At 60.1% G+C, this 20,769-nt stretch carries 17 protein-coding genes; 11 read left to right on the top strand and 6 right to left on the bottom strand.

The window, feature by feature from the left end:
- Window positions 1-2 precede the first annotated feature (2 nt).
- Window positions 3-2,381, top strand: a complete 2,379-nt coding sequence (locus E2F43_RS16020) for a penicillin acylase family protein (protein WP_133214542.1) — start codon at window positions 3-5, stop codon at window positions 2,379-2,381.
- Window positions 2,382-2,498: 117 nt separating this feature from the next.
- Here E2F43_RS16020 and E2F43_RS16025 read toward each other — a convergent pair whose 3' ends face one another.
- From E2F43_RS16025 to E2F43_RS16040, 4 genes are all read right to left on the bottom strand, one after another.
- Window positions 2,499-3,227 carry an NYN domain-containing protein gene (locus tag E2F43_RS16025; RefSeq protein ID WP_133214544.1) on the bottom strand — a complete coding sequence of 243 codons (729 nt, stop codon included), beginning with the start codon at window positions 3,225-3,227 and terminating at the stop codon, window positions 2,499-2,501.
- A 128-nt stretch (window positions 3,228-3,355) separates the two neighbouring features.
- Complete coding sequence (locus tag E2F43_RS16030; RefSeq protein WP_133214546.1) at window positions 3,356-4,270, bottom strand: hypothetical protein; 915 nt, start codon at window positions 4,268-4,270, stop codon at window positions 3,356-3,358.
- Between the two features lie 154 nt (window positions 4,271-4,424).
- On the bottom strand, window positions 4,425-4,985 hold the full coding sequence (locus E2F43_RS16035) for a lipocalin family protein (RefSeq protein ID WP_165954362.1): 561 nt from the start codon (window positions 4,983-4,985) through the stop codon (window positions 4,425-4,427).
- A 55-nt stretch (window positions 4,986-5,040) separates the two neighbouring features.
- The gene (locus E2F43_RS16040; protein WP_133214548.1) at window positions 5,041-5,622 is read right to left on the bottom strand and encodes a Tll0287-like domain-containing protein; all 582 of its coding nucleotides are present in this window, start codon (window positions 5,620-5,622) and stop codon (window positions 5,041-5,043) included.
- A 65-nt stretch (window positions 5,623-5,687) separates the two neighbouring features.
- Here E2F43_RS16040 and ltaE point away from each other — a divergent pair, with 65 nt between their 5' ends.
- The 6 genes from ltaE (at window position 5,688) to E2F43_RS16070 (ending at window position 13,753) form a co-directional block, all read left to right on the top strand.
- Window positions 5,688-6,785 (top strand): low-specificity L-threonine aldolase, encoded by a 1,098-nt coding sequence (ltaE, locus tag E2F43_RS16045; RefSeq protein ID WP_133214550.1) that lies wholly within the window; start codon window positions 5,688-5,690, stop codon window positions 6,783-6,785.
- 51 nt (window positions 6,786-6,836) lie between these two features.
- Window positions 6,837-7,193 (top strand): hypothetical protein, encoded by a 357-nt coding sequence (locus E2F43_RS16050; RefSeq protein ID WP_133214552.1) that lies wholly within the window; start codon window positions 6,837-6,839, stop codon window positions 7,191-7,193.
- Window positions 7,194-7,319: 126 nt separating this feature from the next.
- The gene (locus E2F43_RS16055; protein WP_238946977.1) at window positions 7,320-8,678 is read left to right on the top strand and encodes a TolC family protein; all 1,359 of its coding nucleotides are present in this window, start codon (window positions 7,320-7,322) and stop codon (window positions 8,676-8,678) included.
- Window positions 8,675-9,928 (top strand): efflux RND transporter periplasmic adaptor subunit, encoded by a 1,254-nt coding sequence (locus E2F43_RS16060; RefSeq protein ID WP_133214554.1) that lies wholly within the window; start codon window positions 8,675-8,677, stop codon window positions 9,926-9,928. The genes E2F43_RS16055 and E2F43_RS16060 overlap by 4 nt, the downstream gene beginning before the upstream one ends.
- The gene (locus tag E2F43_RS16065) at window positions 9,921-13,052 is read left to right on the top strand and encodes an efflux RND transporter permease subunit (protein WP_133215178.1); all 3,132 of its coding nucleotides are present in this window, start codon (window positions 9,921-9,923) and stop codon (window positions 13,050-13,052) included. The genes E2F43_RS16060 and E2F43_RS16065 overlap by 8 nt, the downstream gene beginning before the upstream one ends.
- Window positions 13,049-13,753 carry a hypothetical protein gene (locus E2F43_RS16070; protein ID WP_133214556.1) on the top strand — a complete coding sequence of 235 codons (705 nt, stop codon included), beginning with the start codon at window positions 13,049-13,051 and terminating at the stop codon, window positions 13,751-13,753. Before E2F43_RS16065 ends, E2F43_RS16070 begins: the two co-directional genes overlap by 4 nt.
- A 16-nt stretch (window positions 13,754-13,769) precedes the next feature.
- Here E2F43_RS16070 and E2F43_RS16075 read toward each other — a convergent pair whose 3' ends face one another.
- Window positions 13,770-14,825 (bottom strand): cytochrome-c peroxidase, encoded by a 1,056-nt coding sequence (locus tag E2F43_RS16075; RefSeq protein ID WP_238946978.1) that lies wholly within the window; start codon window positions 14,823-14,825, stop codon window positions 13,770-13,772.
- 155 nt (window positions 14,826-14,980) lie between these two features.
- Here E2F43_RS16075 and mtoX point away from each other — a divergent pair, with 155 nt between their 5' ends.
- From mtoX to E2F43_RS16090, 3 genes are read left to right on the top strand one after another with little or no spacing between them, the layout of a single operon-like run.
- Complete coding sequence (gene mtoX, locus E2F43_RS16080) at window positions 14,981-16,288, top strand: methanethiol oxidase (RefSeq protein ID WP_133214560.1); 1,308 nt, start codon at window positions 14,981-14,983, stop codon at window positions 16,286-16,288.
- A complete protein-coding gene (locus E2F43_RS16085) occupies window positions 16,285-16,947 on the top strand; it encodes an SCO family protein (RefSeq protein ID WP_133214562.1) in 663 nt (220 codons plus the stop codon). Before mtoX ends, E2F43_RS16085 begins: the two co-directional genes overlap by 4 nt.
- Window positions 16,948-16,988: 41 nt before the next feature.
- Entirely contained in the window at window positions 16,989-17,753 is a 765-nt protein-coding gene (locus E2F43_RS16090; RefSeq protein ID WP_133214564.1) for a hypothetical protein, read from the top strand.
- Between the two features lie 30 nt (window positions 17,754-17,783).
- Here the strand turns inward: E2F43_RS16090 and E2F43_RS16095 are convergent, their stop codons facing one another.
- On the bottom strand, window positions 17,784-18,662 hold the full coding sequence (locus E2F43_RS16095; RefSeq protein WP_133214566.1) for an alpha/beta fold hydrolase: 879 nt from the start codon (window positions 18,660-18,662) through the stop codon (window positions 17,784-17,786).
- An 84-nt stretch (window positions 18,663-18,746) separates the two neighbouring features.
- Between E2F43_RS16095 and E2F43_RS16100 the strand changes: the two genes are divergently transcribed.
- Window positions 18,747-20,750, top strand: a complete 2,004-nt coding sequence (locus E2F43_RS16100) for a M3 family metallopeptidase (RefSeq protein WP_133214568.1) — start codon at window positions 18,747-18,749, stop codon at window positions 20,748-20,750.
- Window positions 20,751-20,769 lie beyond the last annotated feature (19 nt).

Consider the following 20,769-nt stretch of genomic DNA (forward strand, 5'->3'; position numbering starts at 1 on the left):
CGATGAAAAAATTCCTGCTGATATTGCTGGTCCTGGCTGCAGCGACCTACTGGTTCCTGCCGCGACTGGATGCGCCCCAGCGAGAGGGCAGGATTGATGTTGCATCACTGGCAGCCCCGGTCAGGGTGCTGCGTGGCAGCGATGGCATACCGTATCTCTATGCCGAATCCCTGGCGGACGCCCTCACCGCCCAGGGCTTCCTCCACGCCCAGGACCGGCTGTTCCAGCTTGAACTGCACCGCCATCTGGCCCACGGCCGGCTGGCGGAATTCATTGGTGAAAAAGGCCTGCGCAATGACCGTATTGTGCGCCTGGTCAACATTCCCGGATTTACCCGGCAGTACCTGCAGCGCATCAGTGAACAAGAGCGTGAATACCTGCAGCGCTATGTCGACGGCATCAACAGCTATGTCGACAGCCGCCAGCAGGAATTTCCGCTGATGCTGGGGATCATGGGCCATCAGGTAAAACCCTGGACGGCCGAAGACGTCCTGGCCATTATCCAGTTTCGCATCTGGAGCAGCAGTGTGAACTGGCGCCAGGAATTGCTGACCCTGAAACTGCATGACGAGCTGGGCGCAGACCGCGCTGCACAACTCGCTCCGATCACCGTCAATCCAGATGATCCGCGCACCCTGCCGGATACGGTAGCCACCGAGGCCCAGGCGGCGCTCGACCTCAAACTGGATCTGCACTACGACGACAGCCTGTTCAGTGAGTTCGAACCCCGCTACGCCATTGGCAGTGACGGTTGGGCGACCAGCCCGGAGAAATCCGCGGGCGATGCGCCTGTGCTCTCCGGTGATCCTCACCTCGACGCCCGCAACCTGCCCGGTTTCTGGTATCCCATGGGTGCGGTTACGCCCGAACTGCGCGTGGTGGGTGGTTCCACGCCAGGCAACCCGGGCTGGGGCATCGGGCGTAACGAGCACATTGCCTGGACCGGCACCAACGGCTATGCCGATGTGGTTGACCTCTACCTGGAACTTGTGGATCCAGACAATCCAGCCAACTACCTGGAGGGAGAGACCTCCATTCCCTTTACCGTGCGTGAGGAAGTACTGCGTATCAGGGATGGAGACGCGGAAGACGGTTATCGCACCCAGACGATGACCATCAGGGAAACCAGCCGCGGTCCGGTCATATCCGACCATGGTATGAGTATGGCCGAAGGACGGGTACTGTCGCTGCGCTGGTCAGTGCCACTGTATGCCGGAGCCGATAGCGGCAACCGGGAGCTGTTGCTGGCAACGTCAGTTGACGACGCCATCATAGCCATCAGCAAGATGGCCACACCGCTGAACCACGTGGTAGCGGATGTGCAGGGCAACATCGCCATGGTCCCTTCAGGTCTGGTACCGCAAAGGTCACGCGGCGATGGCCTGCTGCCGCTGCAGGTGACCGGCGAGGACAACTGGGTCAGGCGCATCCCCCACGCCGAAATGCCGCTCCAGCGAAATCCACAGCGCCAGTGGGTAGGTTCCACCAATCACCGCGTCACCCCGGCGGATTATCCCTATCCGTACTCCACCCATTTTTCACCGCGCTGGCGCTACCTCAGGCTGCAACAGTTGATGCAAAGCCCGACACTGACTGCCCATGATCACTGGGCGGCCAACCAGGATGTATTTAACACCCTGGCCCAACGTTTGCGCCCCTGGCTGGTACAACTGTTCCGTGAAGATCCTGCGCTGACGCCAGTCGCCGAGGTGCTTGCTGACTGGAAACTTGAAGACAGCATCGACCAGCCTGGCCCGCTGATCTTCCAGTCAGTGTTTCGCCACCTGGCAACCGAAATGTTTGCCGATGATATGAGTGAAGAGCTGCTGACCGACTACCTGGACCAGCAGTACTACTGGGGAGAGCGTTTCCTGTTCCTGCTGGAAACCGACGACAGTCGCTGGGTGGACGACAGCCGCACTCCACAAGTCGAATCCAGCGACGAACTAATCCTGCGGGCGGGACGCCTGGCGCTTGCCGAGCTGAGTGACGCCTGGGGTCCGGACCCCACCGCCTGGCGCTGGGGCGACGAACACACCATCACCTTCTTTCATCCTTTCATACCGGGTGAACGGGCGGCTCGCTGGCTGGGTGGCGGAGTCAGGCCGATGGACGGATCATCGGAAACCCTCAATCGCGGAATGTACCGGTTCAGTGATCCCTACAAGTCGCGGATCGTCGACTCGATACGCATGATCGTGGACCTTTCGGACAGCGACAAGGTACTCGCCCATTTTCCCGGCGGCGTCAGCGAGCGCTGGTTCGACAAGTGGAACGCCAACTTTGTCGACGCCTGGCTAAACCGGGAAAAACGCTACTGGTGGTTCAGCGACCAGGCGATTGAGGAAAACACCGACACCGAATTGCTGCTGGCACCCTAGCGCCGTAGACTTGGGGTTAGATTTGGGGTCAGAGTAAAAACTCGCCTCGCTCCGTCTTGAGCACCGGTGGGCGATGCCCGAGGGAGTTTTTACTCTGACCCCAAATCTACAACACTATCAGGCCTTTGGGTCGCGAACGTACATGGCGGTGCCATTGCGCATTTCTATCTTGAAGAGTTCTGACGCCTTGATCAGGTCACTGATACGCCGGTAGCCATAGTTGATCGACGAGAACGAACTGTTGTTATTGGCAATATAGCTGGCCACCTGGCCCATGTTGGCCCAGCCGTCATCATCGGCGGTCTGGTCAACCGCGGTTCGCAGAAGCCTGACCAGTGCACTGTCCTGCCGCAGTTTGGACTTGCTCTTGCGCGGCGGCGCCGAACCGCTGTCAGATTCGTTGTCGCCATGACTTGCCAGGTTTTCTATGTAGATAAATGGCGAACAGGAGTCGACGAAAGGCTTGGGAGTCTTTTTCTGGCCAAAGCCATACACGGGAAACCCACTTTCGAGAATGCGCAGTACCAGCGGGGTGAAGTCGCTGTCACTGGTCATCAGTGCAAAGGCATCGACATTACCGCTATAGAGCAGGTCCATGGCGTCAATAATCATGGCTGAGTCGGTTGCGTTCTTGCCTTTGGTGTAGGCAAACTGCTGCATCGGCCTGATGGCATGGGGATGCAGCTTTTCTGCCCATCCCGAGAGACCGGGGTTATTCCAGTCACCATGGGCGTGACGCACATTGACAGTGCCGTGCTTGGCCAGTTCCTCCAACACCCCTTCAATCGCGTTGTGAGTGACGTTGTCGCAGTCTATCAATAGCGCGATCCGTTTGGTTTCCTGCATGCCCTGCTCCCGTATAAATCCTGGTCGACATTTGGGGTCAGAGTAAAAACTCCGAAGACCCACTGCAGTCTACATCAAACCAGATATCAGGAGTTTTTACTCTGACCCCAAATTTGCCTGATTTTCGGCTAAAACCGACTGCGGAATGAAAAGCCGATCAAAGGCGCTGTTTCATAGTCGCTGCTGGCGATCTCCCTGCCCCGCCCTGTTTCCAGATTCAGTTCACCATTGAGCTCGGCGCCGACAAAGAGACTGGCTCGGGTCATCGACCAGGGCGAGTAGTCCAGCGACAGCAACAGCGGCGCACTGCGGTCCTCGCCGATGGCAGCGCCGCTCTCGCCTTCATCCAGGGCAAAGCGAATCTTTTCATAGCGGGCCAGCGCCGACAGGTTCCAGCGCTTGTTCAGCTGGTAGGCAAGAGTAAATCCTGGCCCCTGGGATGCGGCCAACCCCCGCCCCGTCTGCAGTGACAGGCGCTCGGTGATCCTCCAATCCACCACGACAATGGGAAAGGCATTACTGCCCCCACCCAATTCACTGTACCAGCCAAACCCGGGGCCGATGGTGAGGGTATCGGAAAAACGCCATCCCATCCCTGCGATCAGGCCCTCGGTCCGGCCATCGCGGAGGCTGGCTCCAGCCTCGGCGTAGCTGCGGATACTGGGAATGGCGATAAAGTCAGCCCGCTCGCCGATGTTGAACCTCACGGGCAGCGATATCCGGTAATCCTCAATCCGTTTCCAGGGGCGAAGGCCTTCAATGCGCGCCCCGTCATCGAACACGTAGTTGGAAGTACCCCATCCCAATGACAACGATGCACTGTTTCGCTGGTCCCAGGCGTATCCTGCGCTGAGCTGCAGGAAACCGCGGTTGACGCTGAAACTGCCCTCAGCTTGCTTGAGGTCGGTATCGAATTGATGCAGCGTGCCGCCAGACACACCCCACACCCAGGGCCCCCGGTTGGCTTTGCTGGATTCATCGGCTTGCACGCCGCCTCCAGCCAGGGCAAGGGCGCAGCACAAAAAGGATAAAAAGCGGGTCATTGCAGCTCCGTTTGTGACAGTTGTACAGCTTACGTACAGGTGACTGGAGTGGATTGGTTTTTACCCATGCTTCCTGCAACGCGCCGTTGGCAAAGGCCGGGAGGCTGAGTTCCGGCTGGCTGTAGGCCGGGAGTTTTTACTCTGACCCCAAATATCAGTGTTTGTCCTGGTCGACCCAGATCAGCTGATCGGCATCGAAGCCCAGGGCGCTGATCCGTTGCAGGAAATTTCTCTTGATGTCGTCGCCAACCCGCGGCGTTCTCGCCAGCAACCAGAGGTAGTCCCGGTTATACCCGGTGACATAGGCATAGCTACCATCATCAGCGAGTTCAAAAATCACGTAAGAGGCGTAGATGGGCTGGAAAAATGACACTTCGAGGTGGCCGACATCGGGTTCACCGGCGTAGCGGGCGACGGCACTGGCCTCTCGCCATTGCCCCTCGGCGTCATCAAAACCGCGATTGCGCACGTTTACCGTTCCGTCGTCCCGCAGGGCGTAGTCGGCGGTGACATTGGACTGACCCCGCTCAAAAGAATGGTCCAGCCTGGCAATCTCATACCATCGCCCCATATACGAGGACGCGTCAAACCCGGTGACCGGCTCAATCCCCTCGGGCAGGCCGGTGCAGCCGCTGACCAGCTGCAGCACGACGAGCATCGCCGCGAGCAGGCCAGGCCGGGCGGCGCTCTTTCTGTATTTACGGTTGCTATTCATAATTCCCCCCTATTGCACGACTATTGACTACCGGGGCGCTGATGAGCCCCGCGATTCAGCACTCGATTTCGGGCCCGCAATTATCCTGCAGTGGTTTGATCAGGCTGATTGCCCCCCGCACGTCTCCCAGCGCATACCCACGGGCCAGGTCGTCGGGGTAGTACTGTTCCAGGGCATCGATCACTGCCGGGGACAGGTCCTCGCCATGGCAGGCCAGGCAGAGCGCCTCGGTTATCTGAGCGCGCAGGTAACGGTAGCGCGCCGGTTGCAGTTCGTCTCGGTACAATTCGCCTTCCGCTTCAGCGGCGGCCTGCCGCCGGTCAAATTCCTCCAACACCTGCCGTTCCCAGGGGTCTGGCACCGCGCGAGAGGCGTTGCGCTGGCGCAGACTGACCCGCCTGATCTGCCAGCCGGACCTCGCACTGAGGCCATCGGCGATACCGGGGGCAACCGCGGCACAGACTTCGATCGCCCTCACCGGACCGCCCTCGGTCATCGCCTGTTTGAGCTGCGGTTTCAACTGGCCAACAAACTCACTGGCCAGGGCGCTGGCCTCGTTCCGCAACAGTGTCCGCTGGTCAGCAAGCGCCACACCCGCCAACAACAACTGGATGATCAAAATCAGGAACAACCTCACTACAAAGCTCCTCAGAACGCGCTATACAAGGGTAGAATAGCGCACCCCCGACACAAAGACTTGCCATGAATCAACGCATCGACATCGATTTTCGCAGCGACACCGTTACCAGGCCCTCCCCGGCAATGCTCCAGGCAATGATGGCCGCCGAGGTCGGCGACGACGTCTTCCAGGATGATCCCTCGGTAAACGCCCTGGAGGCCTATGCCGCCCGAATAACCGGCAAGCAGGCCGCCCTGCTGTGTACCTCCGGCACCCAGAGCAACCTGGTGGCCCTGCTGGCGCACTGCCAGCGCGGCGACGAATACATCGTTGGCCAGGAAGCCCACACCTACAAATACGAGGGCGGCGGCGCCGCGGTGCTCGGCAGTATCCAGCCCCAGCCCATCGAGTTCGAGGCTGATTCGACCCTGGACCTGGAAAAGGTGCGCGACAAAATAAAGGCGGATGACTACCACTTCGCCAGATCGCGCCTGCTGTGTCTGGAGAACACCCGCTATGGCGATGTCCTGCCACTGGACTACCACGACCGTGCCGCCAGCTTCTGCGAAGAGACGGGCCTGGCCCTGCACCTGGACGGGGCCCGCCTGTTCAACGCCTGCGTCAAGCAGAATGTCGACGTAGCGGAGATCAGCCAGCACTACGACTCGGTTTCTTTGTGTATTTCCAAGGGGCTGGGGGCACCAGCCGGGTCGCTGCTGGTCGGCACTGAGGCACTGATCACGGAAGCCCGCAAGTGGCGGAAAATGCTGGGAGGCGGCATGCGCCAGGCGGGCTACATCGCCGCTGCCTGCCAGTATGCACTGGAAAACAATGTGCAACGCCTGGCAGAAGATCACGCCAATGCCCAGTTGCTGGCTCGCGGGCTTAGTACCATATCCGGCATCCAGTGTGATCCGGCCAGCGTACAAACCAATATGGTGTTCATCACCCTGGACAGTGCTGAAACCGCGGACAGGCTCCGGGCTTACCTGGCAGAACAGGGCATTGCCGTGCTGGGAGGACAGATGATGCGGCTGGTCACCCACCTGGACATCGACGCCCATGGGGTGGACAAGATGCTGGCCTCATGCCGACGCTTTTTCTCCGCCCGGGGGCCGGTAATGCTCCCTGCCGGCGGCAAGCCGGATCCCAGTGACCCCTTGACCTTCCCCCGGGGGTAAGGTCTACACTTGGGCCGGATAACAGGTGAAGCGTCCCGGACGGGTAAACTATTGCACAAGCATCGATACATTCTGGCCGTCTGGCTGTCAGCACTGGTCACACTACAGTCGCTGGCTGCCGTGGCTATGCCCTGCTCCGGGCCCGGGGCAGGTAGCGCCAGTGCGATGACTTCAATGGAGGATTCCACCCATCACGCCCATCATGCCGCAGACGCCGCCGCGGAAGCTGATAGCAACGCCTGTTGCGACGCCGGTTACTGTTCCCAGGGCGGCTGCCTGTCCATCGCGGCGGCGGCCAGTGACTTGATTCCCGCTGCGGTCGAGTTGGCGCACCCGCCGGCTCTCTCCCTGCCGCGCAGCGCACCCCTGCGCTGTCCCAACACGCTGTTTCGTCCCCCCTCCGCCTGATTTCCCGGCACCGGTACGCCCGTAATTTGCGCGCGCACTGTTTTAATCCAGTTCCCGCTGGGGAAAATCCACAAACCACGCTGTGGCCGGCTGCCGGCTACAGCCCAGTGAGCCAATGGACAGACTATGAAATCTGCAGGAATCCTTGATGTTGCGTCCACCCCACGGGGAAGGTCGTGTTACCGACGCCTGTTGCGGGCAATGTTGTTCTGCACCGGATTGAGCTTCGCCGGCCCGTCAGCGGGCTTAACCCTGGAGCAAGCCGTCGCGGTCGCCCAGGATAGCGATCCCTGGATAACGGGCAGCCTGCATCGACAGTCTGCGCTGGCGGCACAGCGTATTGCAGCAGGCGCGCTGCCCGATCCGATGATCAGCGCCGGCTTCGCCAACCTGCCCACCGATAGCTTTGAGTTTGATCAGGAACCGATGACCCAGTTCAAGCTCGGCATCAGCCAGCGAATTCCGCGCGGCGACAGCAGGGAACTGCGCCAGCAGGAGTTGTACTCGCTGGAAGCCCAACACCCGCTGCGCCGCGCCGACCGCCGGGCCAGGGTGGCCACGGAAGTATCCATCGCCTGGTTGGAGGCCTGGCGAGCCCGGGAGTCGATTCGACTGATAGAAGAAGACCGGGACCTGTTTGAGCAACTGGTCGACGTCGCCCACTCAAACTATGCCAGCGCCCTGGGCCAGACCCGGCAACAGGACCTGATCAGGGCCCAACTGGAACTGACCCGCCTCGATGACCGCCTGGTACAGCTGGATGAAGCGATGGCAATGGCACTGTCCAGTTTGTCCCAATGGCTGCAAACCACGCATGCCACAACCCCCGTCGGCGGTACACTACCGGAAATTGCGCTCCCGGAGCACGACTGGCTGATGCGGCCGACCCCGCCCTCAGCGCAGGATATCGCGCTCCGGCTCAGCCAGCACCCGGCCATTCTGAGCGTGGACAGGGAACTGGAAGCAAGCCGCACCGGTATCTCGCTGGCGGAGCAGCAGTACAAACCACAGTGGCAGGTGAACGCCAGTTACGGCTACCGGGAGGACGATCCACTGGGACCCAAACGCGCTGACTTCTTCTCCCTTGGGGTCTCCTTCGACATGCCTCTGTTCAGCTCGACGGCGCAGGATCAGCAGGTGCAGTCCGCCGCTGCCCAGACCGAAGCGGTGAGAACCGAGCGTGCCCTGCTCCTGCGCAAGCTGGTCGCAGACTTCCAGAGCCAGCTGGCAAGGCTGAAGCGACTGGAACAACGCGGGGCGCTGTACCGGTCCCGATTGCTGGTAGAAATGCGCGACCAGGCGGCAGCATCGCTTAGCGCCTATACCAACGATGACGGCGACTTCGCAGAAGTGGTCAGGGCGAAGATCGCCGAGCTCAATGCGCGCATCGACGCACAGAATATTCAGGTCGACCGACAAATCACGCTTGCCAGGCTCAATTACTTTTTTGCCACGGCAGACAGCAGCGAGGAGCAACCGCTATGAGTAGTAACAAAATTCCCCTGGTCATGGGCGTGTTGATCGGCGCAGCGGGCATCCTCGGAGGTCTGTTCCTGGCGGGCCAATCCGGCACCGGAACGCCAACCGCGCAGCAGGAAGAAAAACCCCTGTACTGGGTTGCCCCTATGGACAGTAACTATCGCCGTGACGGACCGGGCAAGTCTCCCATGGGCATGGATCTGGTACCCGTGTACGCCACGCAGCAGCAGGCGGGTGTGGTCGAGATTGCACCTGAAGTGGTCAACAACCTGGGAGTGAGAACAACGCTGGCCAGGCGCGATTCCCTGAAGCAGGTTATTCGCACGGTCGGCTACGTGAAATACAACGAGGACCGACTCATTCACATTCACCCCCGGGTCGAGGGCTGGGTCGAGAAACTTCATGTCAAAGCGTCAGGCGACCCGGTTGCCCGCGGCCAGGCTATTTACGAGCTTTACTCCCCCGAACTGGTCAACGCCCAGGAAGAATTTGTGCTCGCCCTGCGCCGCAACAACGAACGCCTGCTGCAGGCCGCGGAGGACCGCCTGCGGGCCCTGCAGCTGGACGATGAGTTCATTTCCGCGCTGAAAAGAGACGGGAATATCCAGCAAACCGTGACCTTCAGATCGCCGCAACAGGGTGTCGTGGACAATCTCAACATCCGCGAGGGATTTTTCGTCGGTCCCAATACCACCCTGATGTCGATCGGGGCCCTGGATGACGTCTGGGTGGAGGCGGAGATTTTCGAGAGTCAGGCAGGGCTTGTTCGTGTCGGTCAGCCGGTTCAGATGCAACTGGACTACCTGCCAGGCCGACTCTGGCGGGGTCAGGTGGATTATATCTATCCCTCGCTGGAAGCCAGCACCCGCACCCTGCGGGTGAGGTTGCGGTTCGATAACGCAGAAGGCCAGCTACGACCCAACATGTTCGCCCGAATCAGCATCGAAACCGGGGATGATAGCCCCACCATCGTGATCCCGCGAGATGCCCTGATCCGCACCGGCAATCAGGACCGTGTGGTGCTGGCACTGGGTAGCGGCCGCTTTAAGTCCATCGCGGTGAGCGCCGGTCGTTTCGCCGGAGACAGGGTGGAAATCCTCTCCGGCCTGCAGGCAGGCGAAGAAATCGTCGCCTCTGCCCAGTTCCTGCTCGATTCCGAGTCCAGCAAAAGCTCGGACTTCAAGCGCATGGAACCCATGGCACCAGAGACCATGGAGGTCCACTCGGGGCACGGCGAGGGCCATGCCCATGATTGAAGCAACCATCCGCTGGTCGGTGCAGCACCGGATACTGGTGTTGCTGGCCACTGCTATTCTTGTCGGCAGCGGCGTATTTGCCCTGCGCAACACACCGATAGATGCCATTCCGGACCTGTCCGATGTCCAGGTAATTATCAAGACCAATTACCCGGGACAGGCGCCGCAGGTGGTGGAGGACCAGGTCACCTACCCACTCACCACGGCCATGCTGGCGGTACCCGGCGCAGTGAAAGTCAGGGGTTTCTCGTTTTTCGGTGACTCCTACGTTTACGTGATTTTCGACGAAAACACGGACCTCTACTGGGCTCGCAGTCGCGTCCTTGAATACCTGAGCCAGGTCGCCCCTTCACTGCCGGATGCCGCCAATCCGCAACTGGGTCCCGACGCCACCGGTGTCGGCTGGGTGTATCTCTACGCATTGACCGACACCACCGGCCGGCACGATATCAGTGAATTGCGCAGTATTCAGGACTGGTTCCTGAAATACGAGTTACAGGGCGTGCCCGGGGTTTCCGAGGTCGCCACGGTAGGCGGCATGGTCAAGCAGTACCAGGTGACTGTCGACCCATATCGCTTGCGCGCCTACGATATCCCGCTAGCCCACATCCAGAACGCGATCAAGCAGGCCAACCAGGAAGTGGGCGCCTCTGTGGTGGAGATGGCGGAAGCTGAATACATGGTGCGGGCTTCCGGCTACCTCGGCGGCGTTGACGACCTGAGAGACATACCGCTTGCGGTCAATGACAAGGGCACACCCCTGCTGCTGGGTGACGTCGCCGACATCCGCACCGGCCCGCAAATGCGCCGCGGCATCGCGGAACTCAATGGTCTGGGTGAAGTGGTCGGCGGCATCATCGTGATGCGCTACGGGGAAAATGCCCAGGCCACCATCGAGCGGGTCAAGTCGAAGCTGGAGGTGTTAAAGGCCAGCCTGCCCCCCGGGGTGGAGATTGTCACCGTGTACGATCGCTCCGGATTGATCCAGCGGGCAGTGGATAACCTGTGGCAAAAGCTGGGCGAAGAGCTGCTGATGGTCGCCATCGTGTGCCTGGTTTTCCTGTTCCATCTGCGCTCTTCCCTGGTGGCGGTGATCAGCCTGCCCATCGGCATACTGACGGCATTTATCGTGATGTACCTGCAGGGCCTGAACGCCAACATCATGTCGCTGGGTGGTATCGCGATTGCCATTGGCACGATGGTCGATGGTGCGATTGTGCTGATAGAAAACATGCACAAGCATATTGAACGAACGCCACTGACGGCAGAAAACCGCTGGCAGGTGGTTGCCGACTCGGCGGCGGAAGTCGGCCCGGCACTATTTTTCAGCCTGCTGATTATTACGGTCAGTTTTGTGCCGGTATTTACCCTGGAGGCGCAGGAGGGGCGTATGTTTTCACCGCTGGCGTTTACCAAGACCTACGCCATGGCCGCCGCTGCCGCACTTGCGGTTACCCTCGTGCCTGTGCTGATGGGCTATTTTGTCCGCGGCCGGATCGTTGCCGAAAGCAAAAACCCCGTCAACCGGATACTGATCAATGCCTACAAACCATTACTCAAGCGGGTTCTTGAGCATCCAAAAGCGGTGCTGGCAACAGCACTGTTGCTGGTTATCAGTGGCTGGTGGCCCATGCAGCAGATTGGCAGCGAATTCATGCCACCGCTGGACGAAGGCGACATCATGTACATGCCCACCACCTATCCGGGGATCTCAATCGGCAAGGCGCGGGAAATCCTGCAGCAAACCGACAAGTTGATCAGCACCGTTCCCGAGGTGGCAACGGTGTTTGGAAAAATCGGTCGTGCGGAAACGGCTACCGACCCGGCGCCACTGACGATGATCGAGACGTTTATCCAGCTCAAGCCAGAGGACCAGTGGCGAGCGGGTATCACTAGCGATGATATCCGCCGGGAGTTGGATGCCCTGGTTCAGGTGCCGGGCCTGACTAATGCCTGGGTGATGCCGATCAAGACCCGCATCGATATGCTCGCTACCGGGATCAAGACGCCGGTGGGGATCAAGGTCGCCGGGCCCGACCTGGATATCATTCAGGATATCGGCGAGCAGCTGGAGGACATTATCGCCCCCGTGCCGGGTACGGCTTCTGTCTACTCGGAACGGGTTGCCGGAGGCCGCTATATCAAAGTCGATATAGACCGCAGCAGGGCAGCCCGCTACGGTATGAGCATCACCGATATCCAGCAGGTCATCGCCACTGCCATCGGTGGCGTCAATATCACCACCACGGTGGAAGGACTGGAACGCTACCCGGTCAACGTACGCTATCCCCAGGACTACCGGCAATCGCCGGAGGACCTCGCCCGACTGCCGGTGGTGACCCCCACTGGCCAGCGCATGGCCCTGGGGGACGTCGCCCGTATCTATATCGAGGATGGCCCGCCCGGTATCAAGAGTGAAAACGCCAGGCTCAATGGCTGGACCTTTGTCGATATCGATACCGGTGATATTGGCGGCTACGTGGAGCGCGCGCGGCAGGTTGTGTCCGAGCAATTGCAACTGCCGCCAGGGTACTCCATCAGCTGGTCCGGACAATACGAATACATGGAGAGAGCGAAGCAGCGCTTGAGTTATGTCGTACCGCTGACCCTGGCCATTATCGTGCTGCTGCTCTACGTCAATTTCCGGGCCGTCACGCCGGTGCTGATACTGATGCTATCGCTGCCGCTGGCACTGGTGGGCAGTGTCTGGCTGATGTACCTGTTGGACTACAATTTTTCCATCGCCGTGGGTGTGGGCCTGATCGCCCTGGCGGGGGTGGCGGTAGAAACCGGGGTGATCATGCTGGTATATCTGGACCAGGCCTGGGAGCGCCTGTTGCAGCAGCGAGCGGGGGACGCAGGCAACATAGACGCCTCACAGCTGCAGCAGGCTGTCCTGGAGGGCGCAGGGCTGCGGGTGAGGCCAGTGCTCATGACTGCCAGCGCTACCATTGTCGGCCTGCTCCCGATCTTGTTTGCCGAAGGCACCGGAGCGGAAATCATGAGCCGCTTGGCGGCGCCCATGGTCGGTGGCATGATCAGCGCTGTCCTGCTCACCCTGCTGGTACTACCGGCGATTTACCTGCTGTGGAAACAGCAAAGCCTGAGGAATGGCAATTCATGATTCGCACTGCTCGCAAGATCCATCGCGTGACCGGTTACCTGGTATTCATACAGGTCATCCTGTGGATCGCCGGAGGCGTGGTCTTTTCCCTGGTACCGTTCGACGCCCTGGTCAAAGGCGGGGCGGTGACGTCACCGCCCGCCAATCCAGTCTTTCCCGCCAACTGGATGGCCGCCACCGATGGTTCCCTGTCCAACCTCGGCAATATCAGCGCGATAACAAGCCACAACAGCAGCCAGGGCTTACTGCTGGAAGTACAGGGAGAAACCGGGACCCACTGGCTGCGCCTGGCAGACGGCAGCCCGATCGAAACACCCTCGGCTGCAGATATCACCGACTACGCAGCATCGATCTACACCGGCCCCGGTGAGCACCTGACAACCCGGCGCCTGCAGGAGCCGGATGCAACGGTCCTCGGCCTGGTCAAGGAACTGTATGGGCGAACCGACGTATGGCAGGTCAGCTATGCCGACGGTGCCGGTACCCGCTTGTACTTTGATGGCCCCACCGGGCGCTACCTGACCGTACGCAACGATTACTGGGTGGTATTTGACGCCCTCTGGCGACTGCACATCATGGACTATTCCGAAGGAGAAGATTTCAACAACTGGTTCCTGCGCCTGTTTTCGCTATTGGCGATCGTGTTCGCCTTGTCGGGCGCTGTGCTAAGCATCAGCGCCCTGCGCAGAGCAATACGCTGACGAGCCAACCCCACGCTCAGTGCTTATCACCTATCGGCACTGAGCGCGCATCACGCAGCAAGGTTTCCAGCCCGTTACCCGTCAGCGAGCGCAGAAAGGCTTCAAGCGCTTTCACATCCTCATCACTCAACGACAGTGGCCGTATACGCGGATCCTGGTGGGGCGAGCCAACGCCTCCCCTGCGGTAGTAGTCGATCACCGCCCGCAGGTCTGGCAGGGAGCCATCGTGCATGTAGGGGCTGGTGAGGGCAACATTACGCAGCGAAGGCGTCAGGTAGCGCCAGCGATCCTCGCTGCGCCCCGTGGCCTCGTAACGCCCCAGGTCACTGAAGGTGGGGGTATCAAAACCAGGGCCAGGGGCCATTTCAAGCCCTGGCGCCAACATGACCTTCTGCTTGCCAATTTCCAGCCCCATGGTGCGGGCGTAACCAATACCCGTATCGTGAAACTGCCCGTCTGCAAACAGCGCTGAACCCTCATCTACCCGGTGACAAGCGCGACAGCCAGACGCCTGGAACAAGGTCCAACCGCGCCGGGCGGCAGGATCAAGCGCATTGTCATCTCCCCCATAGCGCCAGCGATCAAATGCCGAGTCCGCCAACAGCAGGCTGCGCTGGTAGCTGGCCAGTGCCATGCCAACCGCCTCCATGCTCACCGCTGATCCGTAGGCAATTTCAAACAGTCCGTCATAATCGGCGGCGGAGCGGATTGTATCCAGTACGTAGCCGATGGAAGGATTGGCCATCTCGTTGGATTTCAGCAGTGGCTGCCACACCTGGTGCTCCAGGGTCGATTCGCGGCCGTCGTGGAACAGCCTCGAGCGGTACGCCACATTCAACAACGAAGGCGCATTACGCTTCACAAAACGCCCCTCTATGCCTACCGGCGTGCGCAGTTCATTCTGGGTGAAAGCCTGCTCCGGCACGTGACACATGCCACAGGACAACGTGCCGTTAAATGACAGCCGGCGGTCGAAGAAGAGTTTGCGGCCCAGGGAAATTCGAGCCTCGGTGGGGAGATTGTCCTCCGGCGCTGCCAGCGCGGGCAATCCCAGCGGGACGGATGTAGCCACCGCCGAGAGGGGCGCAGCCGCGGCCGCCGACCACGCCAAAAAAACCAGCAACAGAGCCGGAATTACTGCTGTCCGGGAACGACGAGCTCGACTTGAAAACGCTGGTTTCTGGACTAGTCTCATGCTGTTGGGTTCAACCGATTGCGGAGAGAGCCATGAGACTAATACTCGCACTACTATTCATTTTGTCCAGTACCACTTTCGCAGACGAAACCTGTATGTCGCCCTACATGGCGAAAATCAAGGGGCAGGAAGACTTCGTCTACGTGTGGACGCTGGGAATGCCAGGGGTGGGTGACGAACAGGACAAGCTGGTTACCGTGGATGTCAACCCTGCCTCGGAGAACTTTGGCAAGGTCGTCAACAGCCTGTCGGTCGGCGGGCGCAACGAAGCACATCATACCGGACTCACCGATGACCGGCGCTACCTGTGGGCTTCCGGCCTGGACACCAGCAAAATATTTATCTTCGACGTCCATACCAATCCCGCCAAGCCCACGCTTAGCCGTACCATTTCAGATTTCGTGGCGAAGAGCGGTGGCGTTGTCGGCCCCCACACCAATTATGCCCTTCCCGGGCGGATGATGGTGACCGGATTGTCCAATAATCGCGACCACGGTGGCAGAACGGCAATGGTGGAATACACCAACGCCGGCGATTACGTCGCCACTTACTGGATGCCAACTGCGGACAAACTCCAGGGGGCAGTGCAATCCGGCAAATTTGCCGATGGCTTTGGATACGATGTGCGTGCGCTGCCCCGGCGCAATGTCATGGTAAGTTCATCCTTCACCGGCTGGAACAATTACATGATGAACCTGGGTACGCTGATGGGTGACGCCGAGGCCATGAAAGCCTTTGGCAACACGGTGGTGATCTGGGATCTTCACGCTCGCCAACCGCGGAAGATCCTCGACGTGCCGGGTTCACCGCTGGAGATTCGCTGCGCCTGGAACAAGGAGAATAACTACTGCTTCACGACGACTGCCCTGACCTCCAAGATCTGGCTGATTTACGAGGATGATGAAGGCGAGTGGCAGGCGAAGGATGTAGGTGACATCGGCGAAGCCAGCAAGGTCCCATTGCCGGTTGATATCTCGATTTCCAACGACGACCAACAGCTCTGGGTAAACACCTGGAACGATGGACTCACTCGCCTGTACGACATCAGCGACCCTTTCAATGCGCGCCAGGTGTATAGCAAAAAGATTGGCGAGCAGGTCAATATGGTTTCCCAGAGCTGGGACGGCAAGCGGGTTTATTACACCTCCTCGCTCCTGGCCAACTGGGACAAACAGGAACCCAAGGGCCCTGACCTGCAGTACCTGAAGCTGTACAGCTACGATGGCGACAAACTCGAGCCCAGCTTCAGTATTGATTTTGTCGCGGAAAAACTGGGTGCCCCTCACCAGATGCGTTTCGGCGCCTACTCACTCTATCAAGGGAAAGTCGCCGGCATATGAGGTGGCCCCTGACCGCGCTACTGCTGCTGTTTGCAGCAATGCCACGGGCCGAAAGCCCGGTGCTGGCCCCGGGGTACTCCGAGCTGCAGTTCACGCCACCTGCGGCGGGCAGCTATCAGCTGCCGCCGCTTGGCCCGGCTGGAGACGGCAAGGTATTGGATGAAACCGGTAAAGCGATGCCACTGGGGAGCTTGCTGGGTGACAAATTCGCATTATTGGGCTTCATCTATACCCGTTGCCCGGACGTCAACGGCTGTCCATTGGCAAGTTACGTCATGCGTCAGGTACAGCATGCACTGCAACAGGACGCCGCCTTGGGAAGCAGAGTCAGACTGATCAGCCTGAGCTTCGACCCGGCGAATGACTCGCCCCAAGCGATGTCTGACTACTCCCGGCACTTTCGCCGCCACAAATTCGACTGGCAGTTCCTGACCACCGCCTCGGAGGGAGACTTACAACCGCTGCTGACGAGTTTCAATCAGTACCGCCGGCCGGTTTACTCCGCGGATGGCGAATATACTGGCACCATGTCACATATACTGCGGGTATTCCTGATCGACAAACAGCGACAGATCCGCAACATCTACAGTGCCGACTTTCTGCACGTGGATACCGTGCTCAACGACATACGCACCCTGGCACTGGAAAACCAGTCGTGAAGGCTTGCCCGGCCATAGTCCCGGGCTAGTATAATCCGCCCATGCTGAAAGTAGTTTGTGCTTCCCTGCTGGCATCCTGCCTGATCATCTCTGCAATGGTCGCCATTGCCTGGTTCTTACCGCAATCGCGGGTTTACCACGACCCGCCCCGCAGCCTGCCGTGGCCGGTGCCGGATCACCGTCTGGCGGAGAAAAGCTACACCTATCTCGCGGATGGTCGTATCCGCGTGATTACCCGTCATCTGCCACTGCCGGGAGTAACGCCCGACATGCTGGCCTGGTTTTACCAGCAACTGCCGGTTGCAACGGTAGAACTGGACGGCATCAGCTATCCCCTCTACCACCTGTTCCACGCCACCGAGCACGGCCAGCTGTGGGTGGTACAGCCTGCCCCGGACGGCACCCCGGGAATGGCCAGGGGCGCGGTCATCGAACGCCACGAATGGTTTGGTCCCTTCGACAGCAAGGGCAGGGCCCTGATCAGCGAGTTCTCGGACCAGGGCATGACCGCTATCGCCCGCGCTGCCGGGCTACAGATTGGCGTGGTGGAACACCGTTACAGCGTGATCGATAGCGAGACCCGATATGTGGTGACCGCTACCCTCGGCTCCGAGTTGCCGGTACTGGGTGCGCTGCTGAACAGCTACCTCAGGAACCGGGTGTTCACCCCGCAAATGATTCCCCAGTGGATGCGCCACCAGGTGGAGGAAGTGGGTGTGTTACCACATTTTCTGCCGGCGTTGTACGCGCAGCGTGGCGCGCCCAACAATCACTTTGTGCTGCGTTCCGGGGACCTGAAGCCTTAAATGGCAGCGGGCAGGTACCCCGGAAGTGTTTCACTGCGGGTGCTGGATAAACTCCAGATACGCCGATGCCACGGCGTCGGGCGCCTCCACCTGGGGGTAGTGCCCAATGGTCGGCAGGCGCCGGATAAAATAGTCGGTACCCACCAGTTCCTCAAAGCGCAGCACCATATGCTCCCCGGACACCGGGTCGACACTGCCGTTAACCAGGCCGATGGGACAGCAGGCCTGTTGCAGCGCCTGCAGCCAGCGTTCCCGGTACTGCCTGCGGTCGGCCATGTACTGGATCAGGCGGTGCAGGTTGCGCTGGCCCCGGTCCCGGGTGAACAGTTGCCAGAAGGCCTCCAGTTCCTCGTCACTTGCCCGGGTATCCGCTCCAAAAATACGGTCGAATGACTTGCGCATACTGGCCCTGCTGAAAGCGTGCCTCACCAGGAAGCCCAGCGGCCCCTGCAACAGTCGCTGGACCAGCAGAGCCTGGTGGGTTTCCGGAAAAAGCCCGCCGTTCAAAAACAGACAGGAATGCCACCGACCGGCACCTGAGCCCTCATTCTGTCTGGCCAGCATCTCCTGGGCGACCGTATCGCCATAGTCGTGGGCGAGCACATGAAACTGTTCCAGTCCCAGATGACGCACCAGGGCCTCGCAGATGTCCGCCTGTTCCGTGATCCGGTAGTCGTGAGGACTGGGCTTGGCACTGAAGCCGAAGCCAAGCAAATCCATGGCCACCAGGCGATAGTGTTGATTGAGTGCCGGCCAGATTTTCCACCAGTCCCAGCTTGCGGTGGGAAAGCCGTGAATCAGTAACACGGTGCCCAGCGGTTCAGCGGTGGCCGGTTCGTCAATATAGAATATGTCGTACCCCAGCAATGAGCCGGTAGTCCCGCGAGCGTGCCAGTCTTCAATGCGCATTCATGCTCCCTCCGCTATGATTGTTGTTCTGCAACTGCCATTCTGGGGCAGTGAACCTGCAAGCACCAGACATCGAGGGACAAAATGAGCAATCCCCTACTCCAGGGCATGCCTGAGCACGGGCTGCCCGATTTCGCCGCCATCACCCCGGATGATTTCCGCCAGGCCATAGACCGGGGTTTTGCCGAACACGAAGCGGAGATCGCCGCTATAGCGGGTGATGACAGCGAACCAGACTTCGCCAACACGGTAGAGGCACTGGAACGATCCGGCGCATTGCTGGACCGGGTGATGTCGGTGTTCTCCAACCTGGTGAGCTCAGACACCAACGAGGAATTGCAGGCCCTTGAGCTGGAGTTTTCGCCGAGGGCAGCGCTGCACGAAAGCCACATCTACACCAACACGACGCTCTTCGAGCGGATCCGTGCAGTCCGCGGTTCGGCCGCTGAACTGGAAGAGGAGCAGGGACAGCTACTGGATAACACCTACCGCCATTTTGTGCGCGCAGGTGCACAACTGGACCCGCAGGGCCGCCAGCGAATGGAGGAGATCAACGGCAGCCTGGCCCGGCTGACCACCCAGTTCAGCCAGAACGTGCTGGCTGACAGCAACGCCTACCAGTTGCTGTTGGACGAGAGCCAGCTTGGCGGCCTGCCCAAATTTGTGCGCGAGGCTGCGGCAACAGAGGCGAGATCCCGCGGCAGGGACGGTTTTCTGTTCACCCTGTCCCGCTCCTCTATCACCCCCTTCCTGCAATACTCCGATCACCGGGACTTGCGCGAGGACATCTACCGCGCCTATACCCGCTGCGGTGAAAACCGTGTTGACAACCACACGGTGATCCGCCAGATCATTGCCCTACGGGCAGAACGGGCGCGACTGCTGGGCTATGAAACACACGCCGATTACATGCTTGAACAGCGCATGGCAAAAACCCCGGACCGTGTCATCGAACTGCTGGAGCAGGTATGGGCACCCTGCCGGGACAAGGTGGCAAGCGAAGCGCGTGACCTGCAGGCACTGATTGATGCCGAGGGTGGCGACTTCGACCTTGCGCCCTGGGACTGGTTCTACTACACCGAGAAACTGCGCCAGCAGCGTTACCAGCTGGACGAAAGCGAGGTGATGCCCTATTTCTCCCTGGCACAGGTGCGCGATGGCGCCTTTGAGGTGGCCCGCAAACTGTATGGCATCAGTTTCCACCCACGCAGGGATGTACCGCTTTATCATCCCGACGTGCAGGCCTTTGAAGTTCGCGAGGCGGACGGGAGTCGTATCGGGCTGTTCCTGTTCGACTTTTACATGCGTCCCTCGAAACGCAGCGGCGCCTGGATGTCCACGTTCCGCGACCAGTCGGCACTCGATGGCCACGTGGAGCCGGTGATTGTCAACTGCTGCAACTTCCCCCACGGGGATCCCTGCCTGCTGGGCATGGACGAGGTACGCACCCTGTTCCACGAATTTGGCCACGGCCTGCATGGACTACTGTCAAAGGTCCGCTACCGCAGCCTCAGTGGCACCCACGTCAAACAGGACTTTGTGGAGTTGCCCTCGCAGATCATGGAACATTGGGCGATGGAGCCGGAAGTGCTTAAAGACTACGCCCGGCACGTTGATACCGGCGAACCGATTCCGGACGCGCTGATTGATCGCCTGCGCGCCGCGGCCAAATTCAACACCGGCTTTGCCGCCACCGAGTACCTGGCGGCCTGCTTCCTCGATATGGCCTGGCACGGCAAGGAGGGTGAACAGGCAGAGGATGTGGCTGCCTTTGAATTGAAGGTGGCTGAAAAAACCGGCAACCGGACGGTCGTTGACCCGCGCTACAGGTCCTCCTACTTCCAGCACATTTTCTCCGACGACTACTACTCGGCTGGCTACTACGTATATATCTGGGCTGAAGTACTGGATGCCGACGGGTTTGAGGCCTTCAAGGAAAACGGCCTGTTTGACCAGGAAACGGCCCGGGCGTTTCGCAGCAATATCCTCGAGCGCGGCGGCTCGGAGGATCCCATGACGCTATACCGACGCTTCCGCGGGCGTGACCCCGAGGTGAAGGCACTGCTGAAAAATCGCGGCCTGGCCTGAGACAGGGACAGCGGCGGGC

Origin of the sequence: Seongchinamella unica (assembly GCF_004354085.1) — a bacterium.
GTDB lineage: Bacteria > Pseudomonadota > Gammaproteobacteria > Pseudomonadales > Halieaceae > Halioglobus > Halioglobus unicus.